Raw genomic sequence first — 16,686 nt, forward strand, 5'->3', positions numbered from 1 at the left:
GTCAGGCTAACGGCTGTGTGCGACATTGAGCCAAGCCGGTACGAATTCGGTACAGGATCGGGGCGGGTGTCGTTACTCTCCGCGTGCGGCCGGGAGGTGGGGCAGACGCTCCGCGGCGACGACTCCTTCGAGATAGCCGCGGGCGCGCTCGGTGCGCGGGTAGGCCTCCAGGAGCCGCCAGAAGCGCGGGCCGTGGCCGGGGACCAGGAGATGGGCCAACTCGTGGACGAGGACGTAGTCGACGACGTACTCGGGCATGCCCTGGAGCCGGTGCGAGAGGCGGATGCTGCCCTCGGAGGGGGTGCAGGAGCCCCAGCGGGTGTTCTGGTTCGTCACCCAGCGCACGGACGTCGGCCGTGCCCGGCCGCCGAAGTACTGGTCCGACAACCGCGTCGCGCGCTCGGTGAGTTCGCTGTCCCCGAGGACCCGCTTGCTCTCCTGGGCGGCGAGCTTGTCGAGCATGACCGTCACCCAGCGTTGCTCCTCCGCCTCGGACATCCGGGCCGGGATGAGCACGATGGTCCGGTCGCCCTCGCGGTAGGCGGAGACGGTTCTGCTCCGCCGGGAGCTTCTGCGGACCTCGACCGCACTCGTCCCCGAACCGCGGGGCGGCTTCCTTGTCACGCTGCGCTGTGGGTCGGCGGGCACGGGGCCGACGTTACCCGCTGTCAGCGGGGGAAGTCCTGCCTCCGGGACGGTTCGGCGGGGATCCGGTCACACCCTGCACCATTTGAATGATTAATACCCCGCCCCTGTGGACAACTTTCTCCGGCCGCTTCGACTCCCGGGCAATCTGACGATCGGGCGAAAGAGTCGACGATCAAGATCACGGGGGCGGAAATGCATCCGATGCTGAAACCGGCACTGCGCAGGGCATGGCGCGATCTGCGGAGCGTGCAGTTCGGGGCCACCTCCGCGCACGCGGTCGTGGTGGGGCCGCTCGACACGACCACCGGCAGTCTCCTCGGCCTGCTCGACGGCACGCGTGGCGTCACGCTGCTACGGGGCGAGGCCAGAGCTCTCGGGCTGCGGGACGGCCTGCTGGAGGACTTGCTCGGGCGGCTCGCGAGGGCGGGGCTGCTCGCGGACGCCTCGGCGGGGAGGCCCGGCAAGCCGGGCGGGGCGGCGTCCACCGACGACGCGCTCGATCCCCTCCGCGCGGATCTGGCCTCACTCTCCGTGGCCCACCCGGAGTCCGACGGGGCGTTACGGCGCGTGTCCGCGCGGCGGGCGGCGCGGGTCCAGGTGCGGGGCGCGGGGCGGGTCGGCGCCATGGTCGCCGCGCTGCTCTCGGCCTCGGGCGTGGGCCGGGTGGACGTCCTGGACTCCGGATCGGTCCGGCCCTGGGAGGTCGCGCCGGGAGGGCTGCCGGCCGAGGCGGTGGGTGAGCGGCGGGCCGCGGCGGCGCATCGGCTCGTCGCGCGGTCGGCGCCCGGTGGCCGCCCGCCCCGGCCGCCCCGGCGGGTGACGGGTGAACTCGGCAGGGAGCCCGGCCTCTCACTCGTCGTGGTGACTCCTCGGGACGGCCTCTCCGCCTATCTCCCCGACCCGCTGCCCGCCGAGGGCTGGATCGCGACGGGCACGCCGCATCTGTACGCGGGGGTGCTGGAGGCCACCGGTGTGGTCGGACCGCTGGTGCTGCCGGGCGGGACGGCCTGCGCGCGCTGCGCGCAGGAGGAGCGGACGGACCGCGAGCCAGCGTGGCCCCGCATGCTGGCGCAGTGGCGCTCGGGCCCGCCTCCGGAGGTCCCGGCGTGCGACCTGGGTCTCGCGGCGGCGGTCGCCGGGCTCGCGGCGGCCCATGCGCTGGCCTTCCTGGACGGCGGGTTGCCGACCAGCACGGGGGCCCGCTGGGAGGTGTCGCTGCCGCTGCTGGAGTGGCGCGTGGAGCGGACGAGACCGCACCCGGCGTGTCCGTGCGGCGCGGGAAGCCACGGAGAGGGGGAGCGCACCTCGGCGGTCGGAACGCCGCAGGACACAATGGCGGGGTAACGGTCGTGTGTGGCACGGCAGTCTGGGAACTGGAGGGGCACATGTCTGATCTTCCCCGGAAGGCGGTCACCCGGACCGCCCGGTTGGCCGCGTTGCCCCTCGGCTTCGCCGGACGCGCCACCTGGGGTCTGGGCAAGCGGATCGGCGGCAAGTCCGCCGAGCTCGTCGCTCGTGAGCTGCAACAGCGCACGGCCGACCAGCTGTTCAAGGTGCTAGGGGAACTCAAGGGCGGGGCGATGAAGTTCGGGCAGGCGATGTCCGTCTTCGAGTCGGCCCTCCCCGAGGAGGTGGCCGGGCCGTACCGGGCGGCGCTGACCAAGCTTCAGGACGCGGCTCCCCCGATGCCGACGCGCACGGTCCACGCGATCCTGGAGGAGCGGCTCGGCGAGGAGTGGCGAGAGCTGTTCCTGGAGTTCGAGGACAAGCCGGCGGCGGCCGCCTCCATCGGGCAGGTGCACCGGGCGGTGTGGCACGACGGCCGCGAGGTCGCGGTGAAGGTCCAGTACCCGGGCGCGGGCGAGGCGCTCCTGTCGGACCTGGCGCAGCTCAGCCGGTTCGCCCGGCTCCTCGGTCCGCTGATCCCCGGCATGGACATCAAGCCCCTGATCGCGGAGATGCGTGACCGGGTCTCCGAGGAGCTGGACTACGCCTTGGAGGCGCACGCCCAGCAGGCGCACGCGGAGGTGTTCGCGGACGATCCCGATGTCGTGGTGCCGCGGGTGGTGCACCAGAGCGATCAGGTGCTCGTGACGGAGTGGATCGACGGGATCCCGCTGTCGGAGGTGATCGCGGACGGGACGGAGGAGCAGCGGGACCGGGCCGGTCAGCTCCTGGCCCGCTTCCTCTTCTCCGGCCCGGCCCGCACCGGACTGCTGCACGCCGATCCGCACCCGGGTAACTTCCGGCTGCTGCCGGGCGCCGGTGACGAGGAGGACGGTCCGGAGACCTGGCGTCTCGGGGTGCTGGACTTCGGCACGGTGGACCGGCTGCCGGGCGGACTGCCGGAGACGATCGGCACGTGCCTGCGGCTGACCCTGGAGGGCGACGCCGAGACGGTGTACGAGCTGCTGCGCGAGGAGGGCTTCGTCAAGGACTCGATCGACCTCGACCCGGAGGCGGTCCTGGAGTATCTGCTGCCGATCATCGAGCCGGCCGAGGTCGACGCGTTCGGCTTCACGCGCGGCTGGATGCGGACGCAGGCCGCCCGGATCGCCGACCCGCGCTCCCCCGCGCACCAGCTGGGCAGGCAGCTGAACCTGCCGCCCTCGTACCTGCTGATACACCGTGTGACCCTGAGCACGATCGGGGTGCTCTGTCAGCTCGACGCGACGGTGCGGCTCCGCGACGAGCTGGAGGAGTGGCTGCCGGGCTTCGCCGAAGCGGAGTGAGGGAGGGGCCGGCCGGCCGTCACCGCCGCCGGGTTCACCACCAGGTGGAGTCGAGCCGGCCCTCGATGGAGCGGATGTTCTCGCGCGCGCAGCGATCGCAGATGTACTCGCGCCTGCCGTTCTCCACCGAGCAGGTCCAGGTCACCGGAAGCGTCTCGGCGGTCGTGCCGCAGCGGGCGCAGACGATGGGCTCCTCGGGATGCCGGGCGTCGTTCACGCCTCTGACGATAGTCCGACAAGGGCCGGGGCGCGCCGCAACGCACCGCGGGGGCCGGTCCGTTCGGACCGGCCCCCGCGGGGTTCTGTCAGCTTGGCGCGTGACAGGTCAGTGCATGACGGCCATGGCCAGCGCGCGGCGGGCGCGCAGGGACACGCGCTCGGCGCGCCGCTGCATCCGCCGAGCGGCGACCAGGCGCACAGCCTGGCGTTCCGCGTCGGCTTCCCGCCGGAGGTCGTGCATATGCGCACGTGCCAGGGCTTCTGGAATGAGTTGCATCTCTCGGGTCCTGTTCTGACGCGAGGCGTTCGCGCCGGTGATGGTGACGTCTGGGGTCGCGGAGCCGGACGGCTCGCTGGTGGAAGAGGTCATCGGGGCCAGCTTCTGGGGATCGTGCGTGAGGGGTCGGTCGATGGTGCCGGTGACGTTCATGCCGCGACCGGGTTCTTGCGCGGGCGACCACGCGGCCGCTTGCGGGCGACGACCACGCCCTGGACGAACAGCTCGCCGCCCCAGACGCCCCACGGCTCACGCCGCTCCTGCGCACCCGCGAGGCAGGCCTCCATCAGCGGGCAGGTACGGCAGAGGGACTTGGCGTACTCGACGTCGGCCGGGGACTCGGCGAAGAAGACCTCCGGGTCGTACGAGCGGCAGGGGACGGGTACGCCGAGGTTCTCGATGGCGTCGTCGAGCGCGGTGAGCGCGGTGAGGGGGGTCAAGGTGGAGTCCTCCGTGAGGCCGGGCGGCGGGATCGTTTCGGAAGGCGGTACGGACGGGGCGTGCGCTTCGAGTTGCACGGTTTTTGTTCCTCGTCTGGTCGTTCCGGCCTGTGGGCCGGGGTTTCGGCTGGTACCGGGTGGTGCTGGTTCCGAGGCCCCTTCGCTCCGTCGCCCCCGTTCGGGGACAAACAGAAGGGCCGCGGATCCCGGGTGGGGTTCCGCGGCCCTGAAGGCGCCGGCCTGATCAGGTCAGGCTGGATCACTCCAGGGTTCGAGCCCACGGAAGGCCCACATCATGTGGTGCTGCTGCGTCTGCTTCGTCTGGTTTCCGGCACCGGTCGCCGCGAAGGCATAGGCCGAGGCCTTGCCAGCCGCTACTCCTGCTTCCAGTGCCTTGGTCGGTCGCTCGATGCGCTCCATGACGGGGAGACCCGCCAGATCGGCCGCCGGCCGCAGGGAAGCGGCGGGGGCCAGACCGGCGCCGGACAGACCGGTGCCCGGAAGGCCATGGCCAAGGAACGCCGAGCCGGAGAGGCCGAGCGAGCAGGCGGAGACGACCGAGCGATCGGTCATTTTGTCGATGCTGACGAAGCTGACGGCGGTGTTGTTGATGTTGCTGATCACTGGAATCGCCTCCTCTCGGCGTCTCGGAGGGCTCGGTGTGAGCCGGACCCTCATGTTTACTTGGACAAGTACAGCACGAACACAGGGCTTCGTAGAAGCCGCTGTTTCCGTGGTTAAGAACCTATGGGGCTTGACGGGGCGGGCGCAAACTATTTTTCCGACGAGTTTTCCTCAGCTCTCCTCGTCGTCTCCTCCACCCGTCCCACCTGGCACTTCCCCCGCGCAGACGGCGAGAACGTCGGCGCCGAAGCGGTCCAGCTTGCGCGCGCCGACTCCGGAGATTCCGACGAGTTCGCCGTCGGTGGTGGGCACCCGCTCGGCGATCGCCATCAGCGTCTTGTCGGTGAAGACGCAGTACGCCGGCTGACCGAGCTGCCTGGCCTGCTCGGCGCGCCAGTCACGGAGCCGCTCGTACAGCGCCTCGTCCATGTCGGAGGGGCAGTCCTCGCAGCGCATCAGCTTCATCTCGCCGGCCTCGGTGAGCGTCGCGCCGCAGACGCGGCAGCGCACCGGGCCCCGCTGCTTGCGCCGGGCGCCGCCGCCCACCCCGCCGATGCCGCGCTCGACCGAGCCGCCGCCCACGGAGCCGCCGCTCGCGCCGAGGCCGCCGGAGCCGGGGCGCAGCCCCTTGAGGAAGCGGGTCGGGCGCCGGGAGGCACGACCGCCGGGCGAGCGGGAGAGCGCCCAGGACAGGGAGAGGTGGAGCCGGGCGCGGGTGACGCCGACGTACAGCAGGCGGCGTTCCTCCTCGACCTGCTCGTCGGTCTTGGCGTACGTGATCGGCATCATGCCCTCGGTGAGGCCGACCAGGAAGACGGCGTCCCACTCCAGGCCCTTGGCCGCGTGCAGGGAGGCCAGGGTGACGCCCTGGACCGTCGGGGCGTGCTGCGCGGCGGCCCGCTCGTCGAGCTCGGCGACCAGGTCGGAGAGGGTGGCGCCGGACTTGGCGCGGGCGAAGTCCTCGGCGAGACGGACCAGCGCGGCGAGCGACTCCCAGCGGTCGCGGACGGCGCCGGAACCGGCGGGCGGCTCGGTGGTCCAGCCCTTGGTGGAGAGCACCGCGCGGACCTGGGCGGGCAGGTCCTCGGCGCCGTCGAGCAGCGAGTCGTTCCCTCCCGCGCGGGCGGCGCCGCGCAGGGCGATGCCGGCCTCCCGTACCTCCTGACGTTCGAAGAAGCGCTCGGCGCCGCGCAGCTGGTAGGGCACGCCGGCGTCGGCGAGGGCCTGTTCGTAGACCTCGGACTGGGCGTTGATCCGGTAGAGCACGGCGATCTCGCCGGCCGGGACTCCGGCGGCGATCAGGTCGCGGATGCGGCGGGCGGTGCCCTCGGCCTCGGCTGGCTCGTCCCCGTACTCCGTGTAGGCGGGCTCGGGGCCCGGGTCGCGCTGGGAGATCAGCTCCAGGCGGTGCTCGGCGGCCCGGCCACGGGCCTGGCTGAGGAGTCCGTTGGCGAGGTGGACGACCTGGGGGGTGGAGCGGTAGTCGCGGACCAGCTTGACCACCGTGGCCTCGGCGTACCGGGTGCGGAAGTTCAGCAGGTGGTCGGGGGTGGCGCCGGTGAAGGAGTAGATCGTCTGGCTGGCGTCGCCGACGACACAGAGGCTGTCGCGGTCCCCGAGCCACAGGTCCAGGAGGCGCTGCTGGAGCGGGGAGACGTCCTGGTACTCGTCGACCACGAAGTGGTGGTACTGGCGTCGGATCTGGTCGGCGATGTCGTGCCGGTCCTGGAGGATGCCGACCGTGAGCAGCAGCACGTCCTCGAAGTCGATCACCGAGCGGTCGCGCTTGAGCTGCTCGTACATCCCGTAGATCTGGCCGATCTCGGCCGGGTCGCGCGGCGCCTCGCGGACGGACTTGGCGACGGCCGCCGGGTAGTCGGCGGGGACGGTCTGGGTGACCTTGGCCCACTCGATCTCGCTGGTGACGTCCCGCAGCTCGTTCCGGTCGAGCCGGACGCGGCAGCGCGCGGCGGCCTCGGCGACGAGCTGGACCTTGCGCTCCAGGAGCCGCGGAAGATCGCCACCGACTGCTTTCGGCCAGAAGTACTGGAGCTGGCGGAGGGCGGCGGAGTGGAACGTACGCGCCTGGACGCCGCCCGCGCCGAGCTGCCGGAGTCGGCCGCGCATCTCTCCGGCGGCCCGGTTGGTGAACGTGACGGCCAGCACACTGCCGGGCTGCAGGATGCCCGCCCGCACGCCATAGGCGATGCGGTGCGTGATGGCCCGCGTCTTGCCCGTGCCGGCTCCGGCCAGCACGCACACCGGGCCGTGCAGGGCGAGGGCTACCTCGCGCTGCTCCGGGTCGAGCCCGTCGAGCACCGCGTCGGCCGACTCGGGGACCTGCGGGAAGAGAGTGGAGTGCGTTGCTGCTGTCACTCCGCCATGCTGCCAGGTCCGCGGGGGTCGGTGCGGCGCGTTGTCCACAGGCCCGGGTCGCCGGTCATACGAATTCGGGAATGGTGGTGTGGGCGCGTACGTTCTTCTCCTCGGCACCCACCCCGCGAACAGAGGAGCGCCAGGCATGCAGGGCACTGTGACGATGTACAGCACCACGTGGTGCGGATACTGCCGTCGGCTGAAGAGCCAGATGGACCGCGAGGGCATCGCGTACACCGAGATCAACATCGAGCAGGACCCCGAGTCGGCCGCGTTCGTGGAGAAGGCCAACGGGGGCAACCAGACCGTCCCGACCGTCCTCTTCGCCGACGGCTCGACGCTGACGAACCCGTCGCTCGCGCAGGTCAAGCAGAAGGTCGGCGTCTGAGCACCCGAGCCCGCCTGGCTGAAAACAGCCCCCGTCCGGTGACCCCGGACGGGGGCTGTTTCGGTACCTGCCGAGGATCAGACGACGTCGCCCGGCTTCGGGAGCGGCTTGCCGTACCAGAGCTCGATCAGCCGGGAGGCGATCGAGATGCCGTACGGGGGCAGCACCTCGCCCGACTCGAAGCCGGCGGCCAGCTCCTCGCGGGAGAACCAGCGGGCCTCGTGGATCTCCTCCCCGTCCACGTTTATCTCCGAGGAGGTGGCGTGCGCGACGAAGCCCAGCATCAGGCTGGACGGGAACGGCCAGGGCTGGCTGGCGACGTACTCGACCTCGCCGACCGTGACACCGGCCTCCTCGAAGACCTCGCGCACCACCGACTGCTCGATCGACTCGCCGGGCTCGACGAAACCGGCGAGGGTCGAGAACCGTCCCTCCGGCCAGTGCACCTGGCGGCCGAGGAGGATCCGGTCCTCCGTGTCCACCACGGCCATGATCACGGCCGGGTCGGTCCGCGGGTAGTGCTCGGCGCCACAGGCCTGGCAGCGGCGGATGTGCCCGGCGGCCGCGATGACCGTGCGCTCGCCGCAGCGGGAGCAGAAGCGGTGCAGACGCTGCCAGTTCTCCAGGGCGACCGCGTGCACCATGAGACCGGCGTCACGCGGCGAGAGCAGCAGACCCGCCTCGCGCAGCCCCGCCGGCCGGGCGGACTGGTCCATGCGGCCGGGCAGGGAGTCCTTCTGGAGGGCGAAGTACGAGACGCCGTCGGCGTCCGTGCCCAGGAAGTAGCGGTGCGTCTCGGTGACCGGGGCCTCGAAGGCCGGGGTCATGACGAGTTCGGTCCGCCCGTCGGGGGCGTCGTCGATCAGCACCTGACCGCCCGACACCACGAAGACGCGGGTCGTGGGGTGGCTCCACGCCGCCGCGAGCCAGGCCTCGTCGAGACGGTGGTGGGCGGCGCGGTCGATGCCGCTCGGAGCGGTGAGCGAGATCGGCCGGTCCGCGAACTGGCTGTTCAAGGTGGACACAGGTACTTCCAACTCCCCCGGATCGTTGTGTGGGTTCATCGCGCGGCGGCGCTCAGGGCGGTGGGCAGGTCGCCCCAGAGATGGGCGGCGGTCTCGACGCCCTTGACGAGGAGGTCCAGCTCGATCTTCTCGTTGGGAGCGTGCCAGCCGTCGGACGGCACCGAGATGCCGAGGAACAGCACCGGTGCGCCCAGGACGTCCTGGAGGTCGGCGGCGGGGCCCGAGCCGCCCTCGCGGGTGTAGCGGACCTTGGCGCCGTCGAAGGCCCGGCTCATCGCGCCCGCGACCGCCTGGAGGGCCGGGTGGTCGAGTGGGGTGAGGCAGGGCCGGGTCGGGGCGCCGAAGACGATCTCGTACCGGACGCCGGCCGGGACCTGGGCGGCGAGCCACTCCCGTACGGCCAGCTCGATCTTGTCCGGGTCCTGGCCCGCGACCAGCCGGAAGGAGAGCTTCAGCTGGGCGGAGGCGGGGACGATCGTCTTGCCGCCGGGGCCCTGGTAGCCACCGCCGATGCCGTTGACCTCGGCGGTCGGGCGCGCCCAGACGCGCTCCAGGGTGGAGTACCCGGCCTCGCCGAGGGTGCCGTGGGACTTCGCGGTGGTCAGCCACGCCGCCTCGTCGAAGGGCAGCTCGGCGACGAGGGCCCGCTCGGCGTCGGAGAGCTCGGTGACGCCGTCGTAGAAGCCGGGGATGGCGACCCGCTCGTTCCCGTCGTGCAGGGCGGCGACCAGACGGCCTGCGACGGTGGCCGGGTTGGGCACGGCGCCGCCGAAGGAACCGGAGTGGATGTCCTGGTCGGGGCCGTACAGCTCGATCTCGCAGTCCGCGACGCCGCGCATTCCGGTGCAGACCGTCGGGGTGTCCTCGGACCACATGCCGGTGTCGGAGACGATCACCGCGTCGGCGGCGAGCCGGTCCGCGTGGGCCTCCACGAGGGCGCGGAAGTGCGGCGAGCCGGACTCCTCCTCGCCCTCGACGATCAGCTTCAGGTTGACGGCGGGCGCGGTGCGTCCGGTCGCCGCGAGGTGGGCGCGGACGCCGAGGGTGTGGAAGAAGACCTGGCCCTTGTCGTCGGCGGCACCGCGCGCGTACATCCGCCCGTCCGTGACATGCGGCTCGAACGGGTCCGTGTGCCAGCCGTCCTCGCGGGCGGCGGGCTGGACGTCGTGGTGGCCGTAGACGAGGACGGTCGGAGCGTCCGGATCGTCGGAGGGCCACTCGGCGAAGACGGCGGGCGCGCCGGCCGTCTCCCAGACCTCGACCGTCGTGAACCCCGTCTCCGACAGCTTGTCCGCGAGCCACCGGGCACTGCGCCGTACGTCCTCGGCGTGGGCGGGCTGCGCCGACACGGAGGGGATGCGCAGCCAGGCGACGAGATCGTCGAGGAAGGCGGCGCGGTGCTGCTCGATGTACGTGCGCACTGCCTGGGTTCGTACGGTCTGGACGACGCTGTCCGGGGTCTCGCTCATGCTCCTGAGCCTATCCGGCGTCCGGAGTACGCCGACCCAGCAGGATCCCCTCCAGCTCGGTGCGGCCGGGGAGCGCCCTGGGCCGCACGACCTCGCCCGTCCGGACGTACACGAAGGCGGCGGCGACGTCGTCGGGATCGAGGCCGTGCTGCTCGGCCCAGGCGAGGCGGTAGATCGCCAGCTGGAGGGGGTCGGCCGTGCGGAGGTGGCTGGTCTTCCAGTCGACGATCTCGTACGCGCCGGTGTCCGGGTCGCGGTAGACGGCGTCGATCCTGCCCCGGACGACCCGGCCCGCGAGGGAGAGGTGGACGGGGACCTCGACGCGGTACGGGGTGCGGTGGGCGTACGGGGTGAGGGCGAAGGCGTCCTTGAGGGTGTCGAGGTCGCGCTCGTCCACGATCTCCGGCTCCCCGGCGAACTCCTCGCCGCCGGGGAGCTCGTCCGGGCCGAGCATGGGGAGCGGCAGCTCCTCGAACCGCGACTCCACCCACGCGTGGAACCGCGTCCCGCGCCGAGCCGCGGGCTGCGGGGGCCGGGGCATGGGCCGGGCCAGGTCCTGGGCGAAGCCGTCGGGGTCGGCGGCGAGGCGGAGGACCTGGGAGGCGGAGAGGTACGCGGGGAGGGGGACCTCTCGGGTGGTGGCGCGGGCGCGGCGTAGTTCTGTGGTGAGGGCGGTGAGGTCCCGGTCCCAGGAGGCGATGGTTCTCTGGTCCTCGAGGGTCGCGGCGGTCTCCGGTGCCCGGGGGGCCGGGATGCCGTCGGCTTCGGGCCCCTCGTCCAGGACGGGCTCCTCGTCCAGGGCAGGCTCCTCGTCCCAGAACGGGTCCTCGTCCCACGGGGGTTCCCCGTCGGGCCAGAGGTCCTCGGGGTCCTGGGGGGCGGGCCCTTGCGCGGGCAGCACGTTGGTGGCGTTGTGCCCGCCCTCCCCCGGACTTCGTCCGGCGGGACCCCCGTCGCCCTGCGGAACGATGGCCCACAACCGGGACCTGACCATCTCCGCTGCCTTGCGGCGGCGCGTGAATGACTCCGGGTCCAGGGGGAGCGGCCAGGCCGCGTCCTGGTGGGTTTCGGTGAGGGTCGGGTTCTCGGCGTCCTTCTCCGGTTCGTCGGCCCAGGCCTCGATCTCGCCGTGGCCCGCCGCGCAGTGGTCGTACAGGGCGTGGAGGAACTCCGACGGGCCTCGGGGCTTCTTCTGGGACGGGCCCCACCAGTGGGCGGAGGCGAGGAGGAGGGTGCGGGGGCGGGTGAAGGTGACGTAGCCGAGGCGGAGCTCCTCGGTGTGCTGGTGGTCGCGCATCGCCTCCTTGAAGGCCTTCAAGGAGCCCGCGTCCCAGGTGGTGATCTCCGGCAGTGTGGGCGCGTCGCCGCGCAGGGCGTGCGGCAGGACCTGGGGCTGGGAGGTCCACGACTCGCGGGACCTGGTGCTCGGGAACTGGGAGGTGACGAGGCCCGGCACGGCGACGACGTCCCACTCCAGGCCCTTGGACTTGTGCGCGGTGAGGACCTTGACCGTGTTCTCGCCGCCCGGGAGGGCGTTGTCGAGGCCCTTCTCGTACTGCGCGGCGGTGCGCAGGAAGCCGAGGAAGGCCAGCAGGGTCGCCTCGCCGTCGAGGGAGGCGAAACCGGCCGCTATGTCCAGGAAGTTGGACAGGGTCTCGCGGCGCCGGGCGGCGAGCGCGTGCGGGGAGGCGGAGAGTTCGACCTCAAGGCCCGTGGTGTTGAGCACCCGGTGCAGGACGTCCATGAGGGGGTCGGCGAGCGAGGAACGCAGGGCGCGGAGTTCTGCGGCGAGCCGGGCGAAGCGGACCCGGGCCTCGGCCGAGAACGGCAGGCCGTCGTCCTCGCCGCCGGAGTCCAGGAAGGTGTCCAGGGCGTCGGCGAGGGAGATGACCTCGGCCGGGTCGACGCCCTCGACGGCCGCCGCGAGCCGCTCGTCCGCGTCCGCCTCGTCGTCCCCGGCACGCGCGCGGTGGACGAGCATGCGGGCCCGGCGGCCCAGGAGCGCGAGGTCGCGGGGGCCGATGCGCCAGCGCGGGCCGGTCAGGAGGCGGACCAGGGAGGCGTTGGCGCCTGGGTCCTGGAGGACCTCGCAGACGGCGACCAGGTCGGCGATCTCGGGAAGGTGGAGCAGCCCGGAGAGGCCGACGACCTCGACGGGCACGTCACGTGCGACCAGGGCGGCCTGGATGGCGGGGAAGTCGGTCGCCGTCCGGCACAGGACCGCGATCTCGCCGGGCTCCTTGTCCGTACGGACCAGGTGGGCGAGGGAGTCGGCGAGCCAGTCGATCTCCTCGGCGTGGGTCGGCAGGAGCGCGATCCGTACCGAGCCGTCCCGCTCCGCGCCCGGCGCCGGGCGCAGCGCCTCCACGCCCGCGTGCATGGCCCGCAGGGGCGTGGCGAGCCCGTTGGCGAGGTCGAGGAGTCGGCCGCCGCTGCGCCGGTTCTCGGAGAGCGCGTACCGGGTGGCGGGCGTGCCGTCCTCGTACGGGAAGTGGGCGGGGAAGTCGTCCAGGTTGGCGACGGAGGCGCCACGCCAGCCGTAGATCGCCTGGCAGGGGTCGCCGACGGCGGTGACGGCGTGTCCCGTACCCCCGCCGAACAGGCCGGAGAGCAGGAGCCGCTGGGCGACGGAGGTGTCCTGGTACTCGTCCAGGAGCACCACCCGGAACTCGTCGCGCAGGATCGCGCCGACCTCCGCGCGCGTGGTGGCGAGTTCGGCGGAGAGGGCGATCTGGTCGCCGAAGTCGAGGAGGTCGCGGGAGCGCTTGGCGGCGCGGTAGCGGACGACGAGGTCGAGCAGTTCGCGGCGGGCGGCGGCCGCCTCGGGGACCTTGCGCAGGTCGGCGTTGGTGAGCTTGGCGCGGGCGAGCGTGTCGAGGAGCGCGGAGTCGTACGCCCTCAGCTCCTCGGGCCGTACGAGGTGTTCGGCGAGCTCGGCGTCGAGGGCGAGGAGGTCGCTGACGAGGGTCGGGAAGGACTTGGTGAGCGCCGGGTACGGTCCGGGGGCCTCGCGCAGCACGCGGGCGGCGAGCTGGTAGCGGGTGGCGTCGGCGAGGAGACGGGAGGTGGGCTCCAGGCCGATGCGCAGGCCGTGGTCGGTGAGGAGCTGCCCGGCGAAGGCGTGGTACGTGGAGATGCGGGGCTCGCCCGGCGGGTAGGAGGGGTCGGCGGGAACCGCCGTCGTCGAGGGGTGGTGGCCGGGTGACGGGTGGGACGGGTCGAAGGCGTCGGGGTCCGTCACCCCGGCCCGGACGAGGGCGGTGCGGACGCGTTCGGCGAGTTCGCCGGCGGCCTTGTTGGTGAAGGTCAGGCCGAGGACCTGTTCGGGCGCGACCTGGCCCGTGCCGACCAGCCAGACCACCCGGGCGGCCATCACCGTCGTCTTGCCGGATCCGGCTCCGGCCACGATGACCTGCGGGGCGGGCGGCGCGATGATGCAGGCCGTCTGCTCCGGGGTGAACGGGATGCCGAGGAGCTCCTTGAGCTGCTCGGGGTCGGTGATGCGTGCGGTCACCTCAGAGAGGCTAACCGGCACCACCGACAGCGCCGGACGCCCCCTGGCCGCGCGGTCTCACGCGCGCGTGCCCGGGTCCAGCTTGGTGAGGTCCACCGTCTCGTCCGCCGGCGGGACGACGACCCGTACCGGCTTGTCGAAGTCGGAGAGCGTGACGGTCCCCGGTTCCTCGCCGCCCGTCTTGACCATCTTGAGGATGTACGGCTTGCCCTTCTGGGCGACGGACACCGTGGTCGTCTCGCCGCCGTCCTTCTTCTTCACGAGGGTGGCGACGGGTGTGCCCTCGACCTCGGCGTCGGGTCCTCGGGTCAGGCCCCTCCGCTCGTCCTTGTCGTCGCCGAGGTCGTCCAGGAGCGCGTCGAGGTCGCAGACGCCGCTCAGGTCGCTGCTGCCCGCCTGTCCTGGCGTGATCTTCAGCCAGCGTCCCTTGACGAGTTCGATCGTGGCGTCGATCTGGGGCGGGGGGACGCCCTGGGAGGTCATGGAGGCCCGCCAGAACTTCTCGTCGCCCTTCAGGTACGTGATCCGGTCGGCCTGGCGCAGTTCGGCGGTGCCGCCCTCGACCTTCATCCGCCCGGTGCAGTTGTTCTTGTTGTCGAGGGCGAGGTCGATGTCCAGGGGCTGGTCGTCCGACACGACCCGCCCGGCCATGCGCAGGGACGTCGCGGACTGGGTGGCCTCGACGGCGCGGTCGGCGATCTGGTCGGCGGTCAGGTTCTCGAAGGGGTCGGGGGTGGGGGCCGCGACCGCCACCTGGGGAGCCGGGGCGCCCGCGTGGGCCCCGGCCGCGGGGGTGAGAAACCCGGCGGTGGCGAGCGTGGCCGCCGCGCAGACGGCCGCCGCCGCGGTACGGACCCTGCGGTGGGGGGTGGACGACGGCGCCATGGCGAGCCTCCTCGCGGATTCCCCGTTCACCCACCAGGGTGACGCCGGGGGCGGGCGTCCGCGACTTCGGGCCGGTGCCGGGAACGTCACTCCACGATGTGGCGGCCCTCCGGCTGGGCGCTGCACGCGGAGCGGAAGGTGCAGTGGGTGCAGTGCTGGCCGGTGCTGGGGGTGAAGCGCTCGTCGAGGACCCGGCCCGCGGCGGTGGCGAGGAGGTCGCCGACCCACTCCCCCGCGAGGGGCTCCTGGGCCTGGACCTTCGGGAGCGTCTCCCCGCCCTCCTTCTTGGGGGCCGGCTGGCGCAGCTGGACGAGTTCGGCGCCACCGGGGTCGGGACGGCGGCCGTCGAAGACCTCGTCCAGGGCCCCTTCCCGTACCGCGAGCTGGTAGACGGCGAGCTGGGGGTGGTGGGCGACCTCGTCCTTGGTGGGGGCGGACTTCCCGGTCTTGAAGTCGACGACGTACGCGCGGCCCTGCTCGTCGGTCTCGACGCGGTCCATGGAGCCGCGGATCCGGACCTCGTACGCCCCCGCTTCGAGGGTCACGTCGAAGTCGTGCTCGGTGGCGGCGGGGGTGCGGCCGCCACGGTCCATGACGTGCCAGCGAAGGAACCGTTCCAGCGCCACGCGCGCGTGCTCCTTCTCCTGGGAGGACTTCCAGGGGGCGTCGAAGGCGAGCGCGTCCCAGACCGAGTCGAGCCGGGCCATGAGGACGTCGAGGTCGGCCGGCGTACGGCCGGAGGCGACCTCGTCGGCGAGGACGTGGACGACGTTGCCGAAGCCCTGGGCGGCGGTGGAGGGGGCGGCGGCCTTGACCTCGCGGCCGAGGAACCACTGGAGGGCGCAGGTGTTGGCCAGCTGGTCGAGGGCCGAGCCGGAGAGGGCGACGGGGTGGTCGCGGTCGCGCAGCGGCACCTGGCTGCGGGTGGGCTCGAACAGGCCCCACCAGCGGTCCGGGTGGGCGGCCGGGACGAGCGGCTGGCCCTCGTCGTCGGTGAGCGCGGCGAGCTGGGCGAGGCGCTGCGCGGCGGCGTCGCGCAGGGCGTCGGAGGCGGCCGGGTCGACGGTCGTGGCGCGCAGTTCGGCGACGAGCGCGGCGACGGCGAGGGGGCGGCGGGGGCGGCCGGTGACGTCCTTGGGTTCGGCTCCGAGTTCGGTGAGGAAGCGGGACGGCTGGTCGCCGTCGTCGGCGGGGGTCTTGACGGCGGTGACGACGAGCCGGTCGCGGGCGCGGGTGGCGGCGACGTAGAAGAGGCGGCGTTCCTCGGCGAGGAGGGCGCCGGGGGTGAGGGGTTCGGCGAGGCCGTCGCGGCCGATGCGGTCGGCCTCCAGGAGGGAGCCGCGGCGGCGCAGGTCGGGCCAGAGGCCCTCCTGGACCCCGGCCACGACGACGAGGCTCCATTCGAGGCCCTTGGCGCGGTGGGCGGTCATGAGGCGGACGGCGTCGGGGCGGGCCTGGCGCTTGGAGAGGGTGTCGGCGGCGATGTCCTGGGCGTCGAGTTCCTCGAGGAAGTTCAGGGCGCCGCGGCCGCCGACGCGGTCCTCCGCGCGCGCGGCGGTCTCGAAGAGCGCGCACACGGCGTCGAGGTCGCGGTCGGCGTTGCGCCCGGCCGCGCCGCCCCGGAGCGCGGCGCGCTCCAGGCGGCCGGGCCAGGGGGTGCCGTTCCACAGCAGCCAGAGGGCCTCTTCCGCGGTGCCGCCGGCGGCGAGGCGGTTACGGGCCTGCCGGAGCAGCTCGCCGAGGCGCTTGGCGCCCCGGGCGTAGGACTGGTCGTGGGCGACGAGCCGCTCCGGCTCGGCGAGCGCGCGGGCGAGCAGGACGTCGGAGGGCGGCGGCACCTTGTTCCCCCCGGCCCGCTCCTCGTCCCGCAGGGCCCGCCCGAGCCGCCGCAGGTCGGCGGGGTCCATCCCGGCGAGCGGCGAGGCGAGCAGCGAGAGCGCGGTCTCGGTGTCGAGCCACGGGTGCGCTTCGGCTCGGGGCGCGTCGGAGGCGGGTCCGTCGACGAGGGCCGCGTCGGGAGCGGCGGCATCGACGGGAGGCCCGTCGGAGGCGGGTCCGTCGACGAGGGGCGCGTCGGGAGCGGGGGCGT

Annotated in this window: 14 protein-coding genes; 3 read left to right on the plus strand and 11 right to left on the minus strand. The window is 73.0% G+C overall.

The genetic code is table 11. The features are described 5' to 3' along the window. Positions 1-72: 72 nt before the first annotated feature. Positions 73-648, minus strand: a complete 576-nt coding sequence (locus ACWF79_RS08100) for a M48 metallopeptidase family protein (protein ID WP_453727215.1) — start codon at positions 646-648, stop codon at positions 73-75. Positions 649-840: 192 nt separating this feature from the next. On the opposite strand from ACWF79_RS08100, the gene ACWF79_RS08105 reads away from it, so the two are divergent. After that, complete coding sequence (locus tag ACWF79_RS08105) at positions 841-1,992, plus strand: ThiF family adenylyltransferase (protein WP_453727216.1); 1,152 nt, start codon at positions 841-843, stop codon at positions 1,990-1,992. Between the two features lie 41 nt (positions 1,993-2,033). After that, the gene (locus tag ACWF79_RS08110; protein WP_453727217.1) at positions 2,034-3,380 is read left to right on the plus strand and encodes an ABC1 kinase family protein; all 1,347 of its coding nucleotides are present in this window, start codon (positions 2,034-2,036) and stop codon (positions 3,378-3,380) included. Between the two features lie 34 nt (positions 3,381-3,414). Here the strand turns inward: ACWF79_RS08110 and ACWF79_RS08115 are convergent, their stop codons facing one another. The 5 genes from ACWF79_RS08115 to ACWF79_RS08135 all read right to left on the minus strand — a co-directional run bounded on the left by ACWF79_RS08115 (position 3,415) and on the right by ACWF79_RS08135 (position 7,316). Further along, a complete protein-coding gene (locus ACWF79_RS08115; RefSeq protein ID WP_453727218.1) occupies positions 3,415-3,597 on the minus strand; it encodes a hypothetical protein in 183 nt (60 codons plus the stop codon). A 108-nt stretch (positions 3,598-3,705) separates the two neighbouring features. Continuing rightward, positions 3,706-4,029, minus strand: a complete 324-nt coding sequence (locus tag ACWF79_RS08120; RefSeq protein WP_453727219.1) for a hypothetical protein — start codon at positions 4,027-4,029, stop codon at positions 3,706-3,708. Continuing rightward, the gene (locus ACWF79_RS08125) at positions 4,026-4,394 is read right to left on the minus strand and encodes a WhiB family transcriptional regulator (RefSeq protein ID WP_260228985.1); all 369 of its coding nucleotides are present in this window, start codon (positions 4,392-4,394) and stop codon (positions 4,026-4,028) included. Before ACWF79_RS08125 ends, ACWF79_RS08120 begins: the two co-directional genes overlap by 4 nt. Before the next feature lie 171 nt (positions 4,395-4,565). Beyond that, positions 4,566-4,994, minus strand: a complete 429-nt coding sequence (locus tag ACWF79_RS08130) for a hypothetical protein (protein ID WP_453727220.1) — start codon at positions 4,992-4,994, stop codon at positions 4,566-4,568. Between the two features lie 117 nt (positions 4,995-5,111). Continuing rightward, on the minus strand, positions 5,112-7,316 hold the full coding sequence (locus ACWF79_RS08135; RefSeq protein WP_453727221.1) for an ATP-dependent DNA helicase UvrD2: 2,205 nt from the start codon (positions 7,314-7,316) through the stop codon (positions 5,112-5,114). Between the two features lie 145 nt (positions 7,317-7,461). On the opposite strand from ACWF79_RS08135, the gene ACWF79_RS08140 reads away from it, so the two are divergent. Next, positions 7,462-7,704, plus strand: a complete 243-nt coding sequence (locus ACWF79_RS08140) for a mycoredoxin (RefSeq protein WP_149547526.1) — start codon at positions 7,462-7,464, stop codon at positions 7,702-7,704. A gap of 77 nt (positions 7,705-7,781) precedes the next feature. Here ACWF79_RS08140 and nudC read toward each other — a convergent pair whose 3' ends face one another. The 5 genes from nudC to ACWF79_RS08165 form a co-directional block, all read right to left on the minus strand. Next, positions 7,782-8,729, minus strand: a complete 948-nt coding sequence (gene nudC, locus ACWF79_RS08145; protein ID WP_453727222.1) for an NAD(+) diphosphatase — start codon at positions 8,727-8,729, stop codon at positions 7,782-7,784. A 35-nt stretch (positions 8,730-8,764) separates the two neighbouring features. After that, on the minus strand, positions 8,765-10,198 hold the full coding sequence (locus tag ACWF79_RS08150) for a dipeptidase (RefSeq protein WP_453727223.1): 1,434 nt from the start codon (positions 10,196-10,198) through the stop codon (positions 8,765-8,767). Positions 10,199-10,208: 10 nt separating this feature from the next. Next, positions 10,209-13,712: a UvrD-helicase domain-containing protein gene (locus ACWF79_RS08155; RefSeq protein ID WP_453727224.1), complete on the minus strand. Its 3,504-nt coding sequence runs from the start codon at positions 13,710-13,712 to the stop codon at positions 10,209-10,211. A 57-nt stretch (positions 13,713-13,769) separates the two neighbouring features. Then, a complete protein-coding gene (locus ACWF79_RS08160) occupies positions 13,770-14,597 on the minus strand; it encodes a hypothetical protein (RefSeq protein ID WP_453727225.1) in 828 nt (275 codons plus the stop codon). 86 nt (positions 14,598-14,683) lie between these two features. Further along, positions 14,684-16,686, minus strand: a 2,003-nt coding sequence (locus tag ACWF79_RS08165) for a PD-(D/E)XK nuclease family protein (RefSeq protein ID WP_453727226.1), incomplete at its 5' end; no start/stop codon positions are given.

Source organism: Streptomyces sp. NPDC054975 (assembly GCF_053609105.1).

Coding starts and splice junctions, on each gene's coding strand:
- ACWF79_RS08110 (WP_453727217.1), top strand. CDS start 2,034: ATGTCTGATCTTCCCCGGAAGGCGGTCACCCGGACCGCCCGGTTGGCC.
- ACWF79_RS08140 (WP_149547526.1), top strand. CDS start 7,462: ATGCAGGGCACTGTGACGATGTACAGCACCACGTGGTGCGGATACTGC.
- ACWF79_RS08130 (WP_453727220.1), bottom strand. CDS start 4,994: ATGAGGGTCCGGCTCACACCGAGCCCTCCGAGACGCCGAGAGGAGGCG.
- ACWF79_RS08160 (WP_453727225.1), bottom strand. CDS start 14,597: ATGGCGCCGTCGTCCACCCCCCACCGCAGGGTCCGTACCGCGGCGGCG.
- ACWF79_RS08120 (WP_453727219.1), bottom strand. CDS start 4,029: ATGAACGTCACCGGCACCATCGACCGACCCCTCACGCACGATCCCCAG.
- ACWF79_RS08150 (WP_453727223.1), bottom strand. CDS start 10,198: ATGAGCGAGACCCCGGACAGCGTCGTCCAGACCGTACGAACCCAGGCA.
- ACWF79_RS08105 (WP_453727216.1), top strand. CDS start 841: ATGCATCCGATGCTGAAACCGGCACTGCGCAGGGCATGGCGCGATCTG.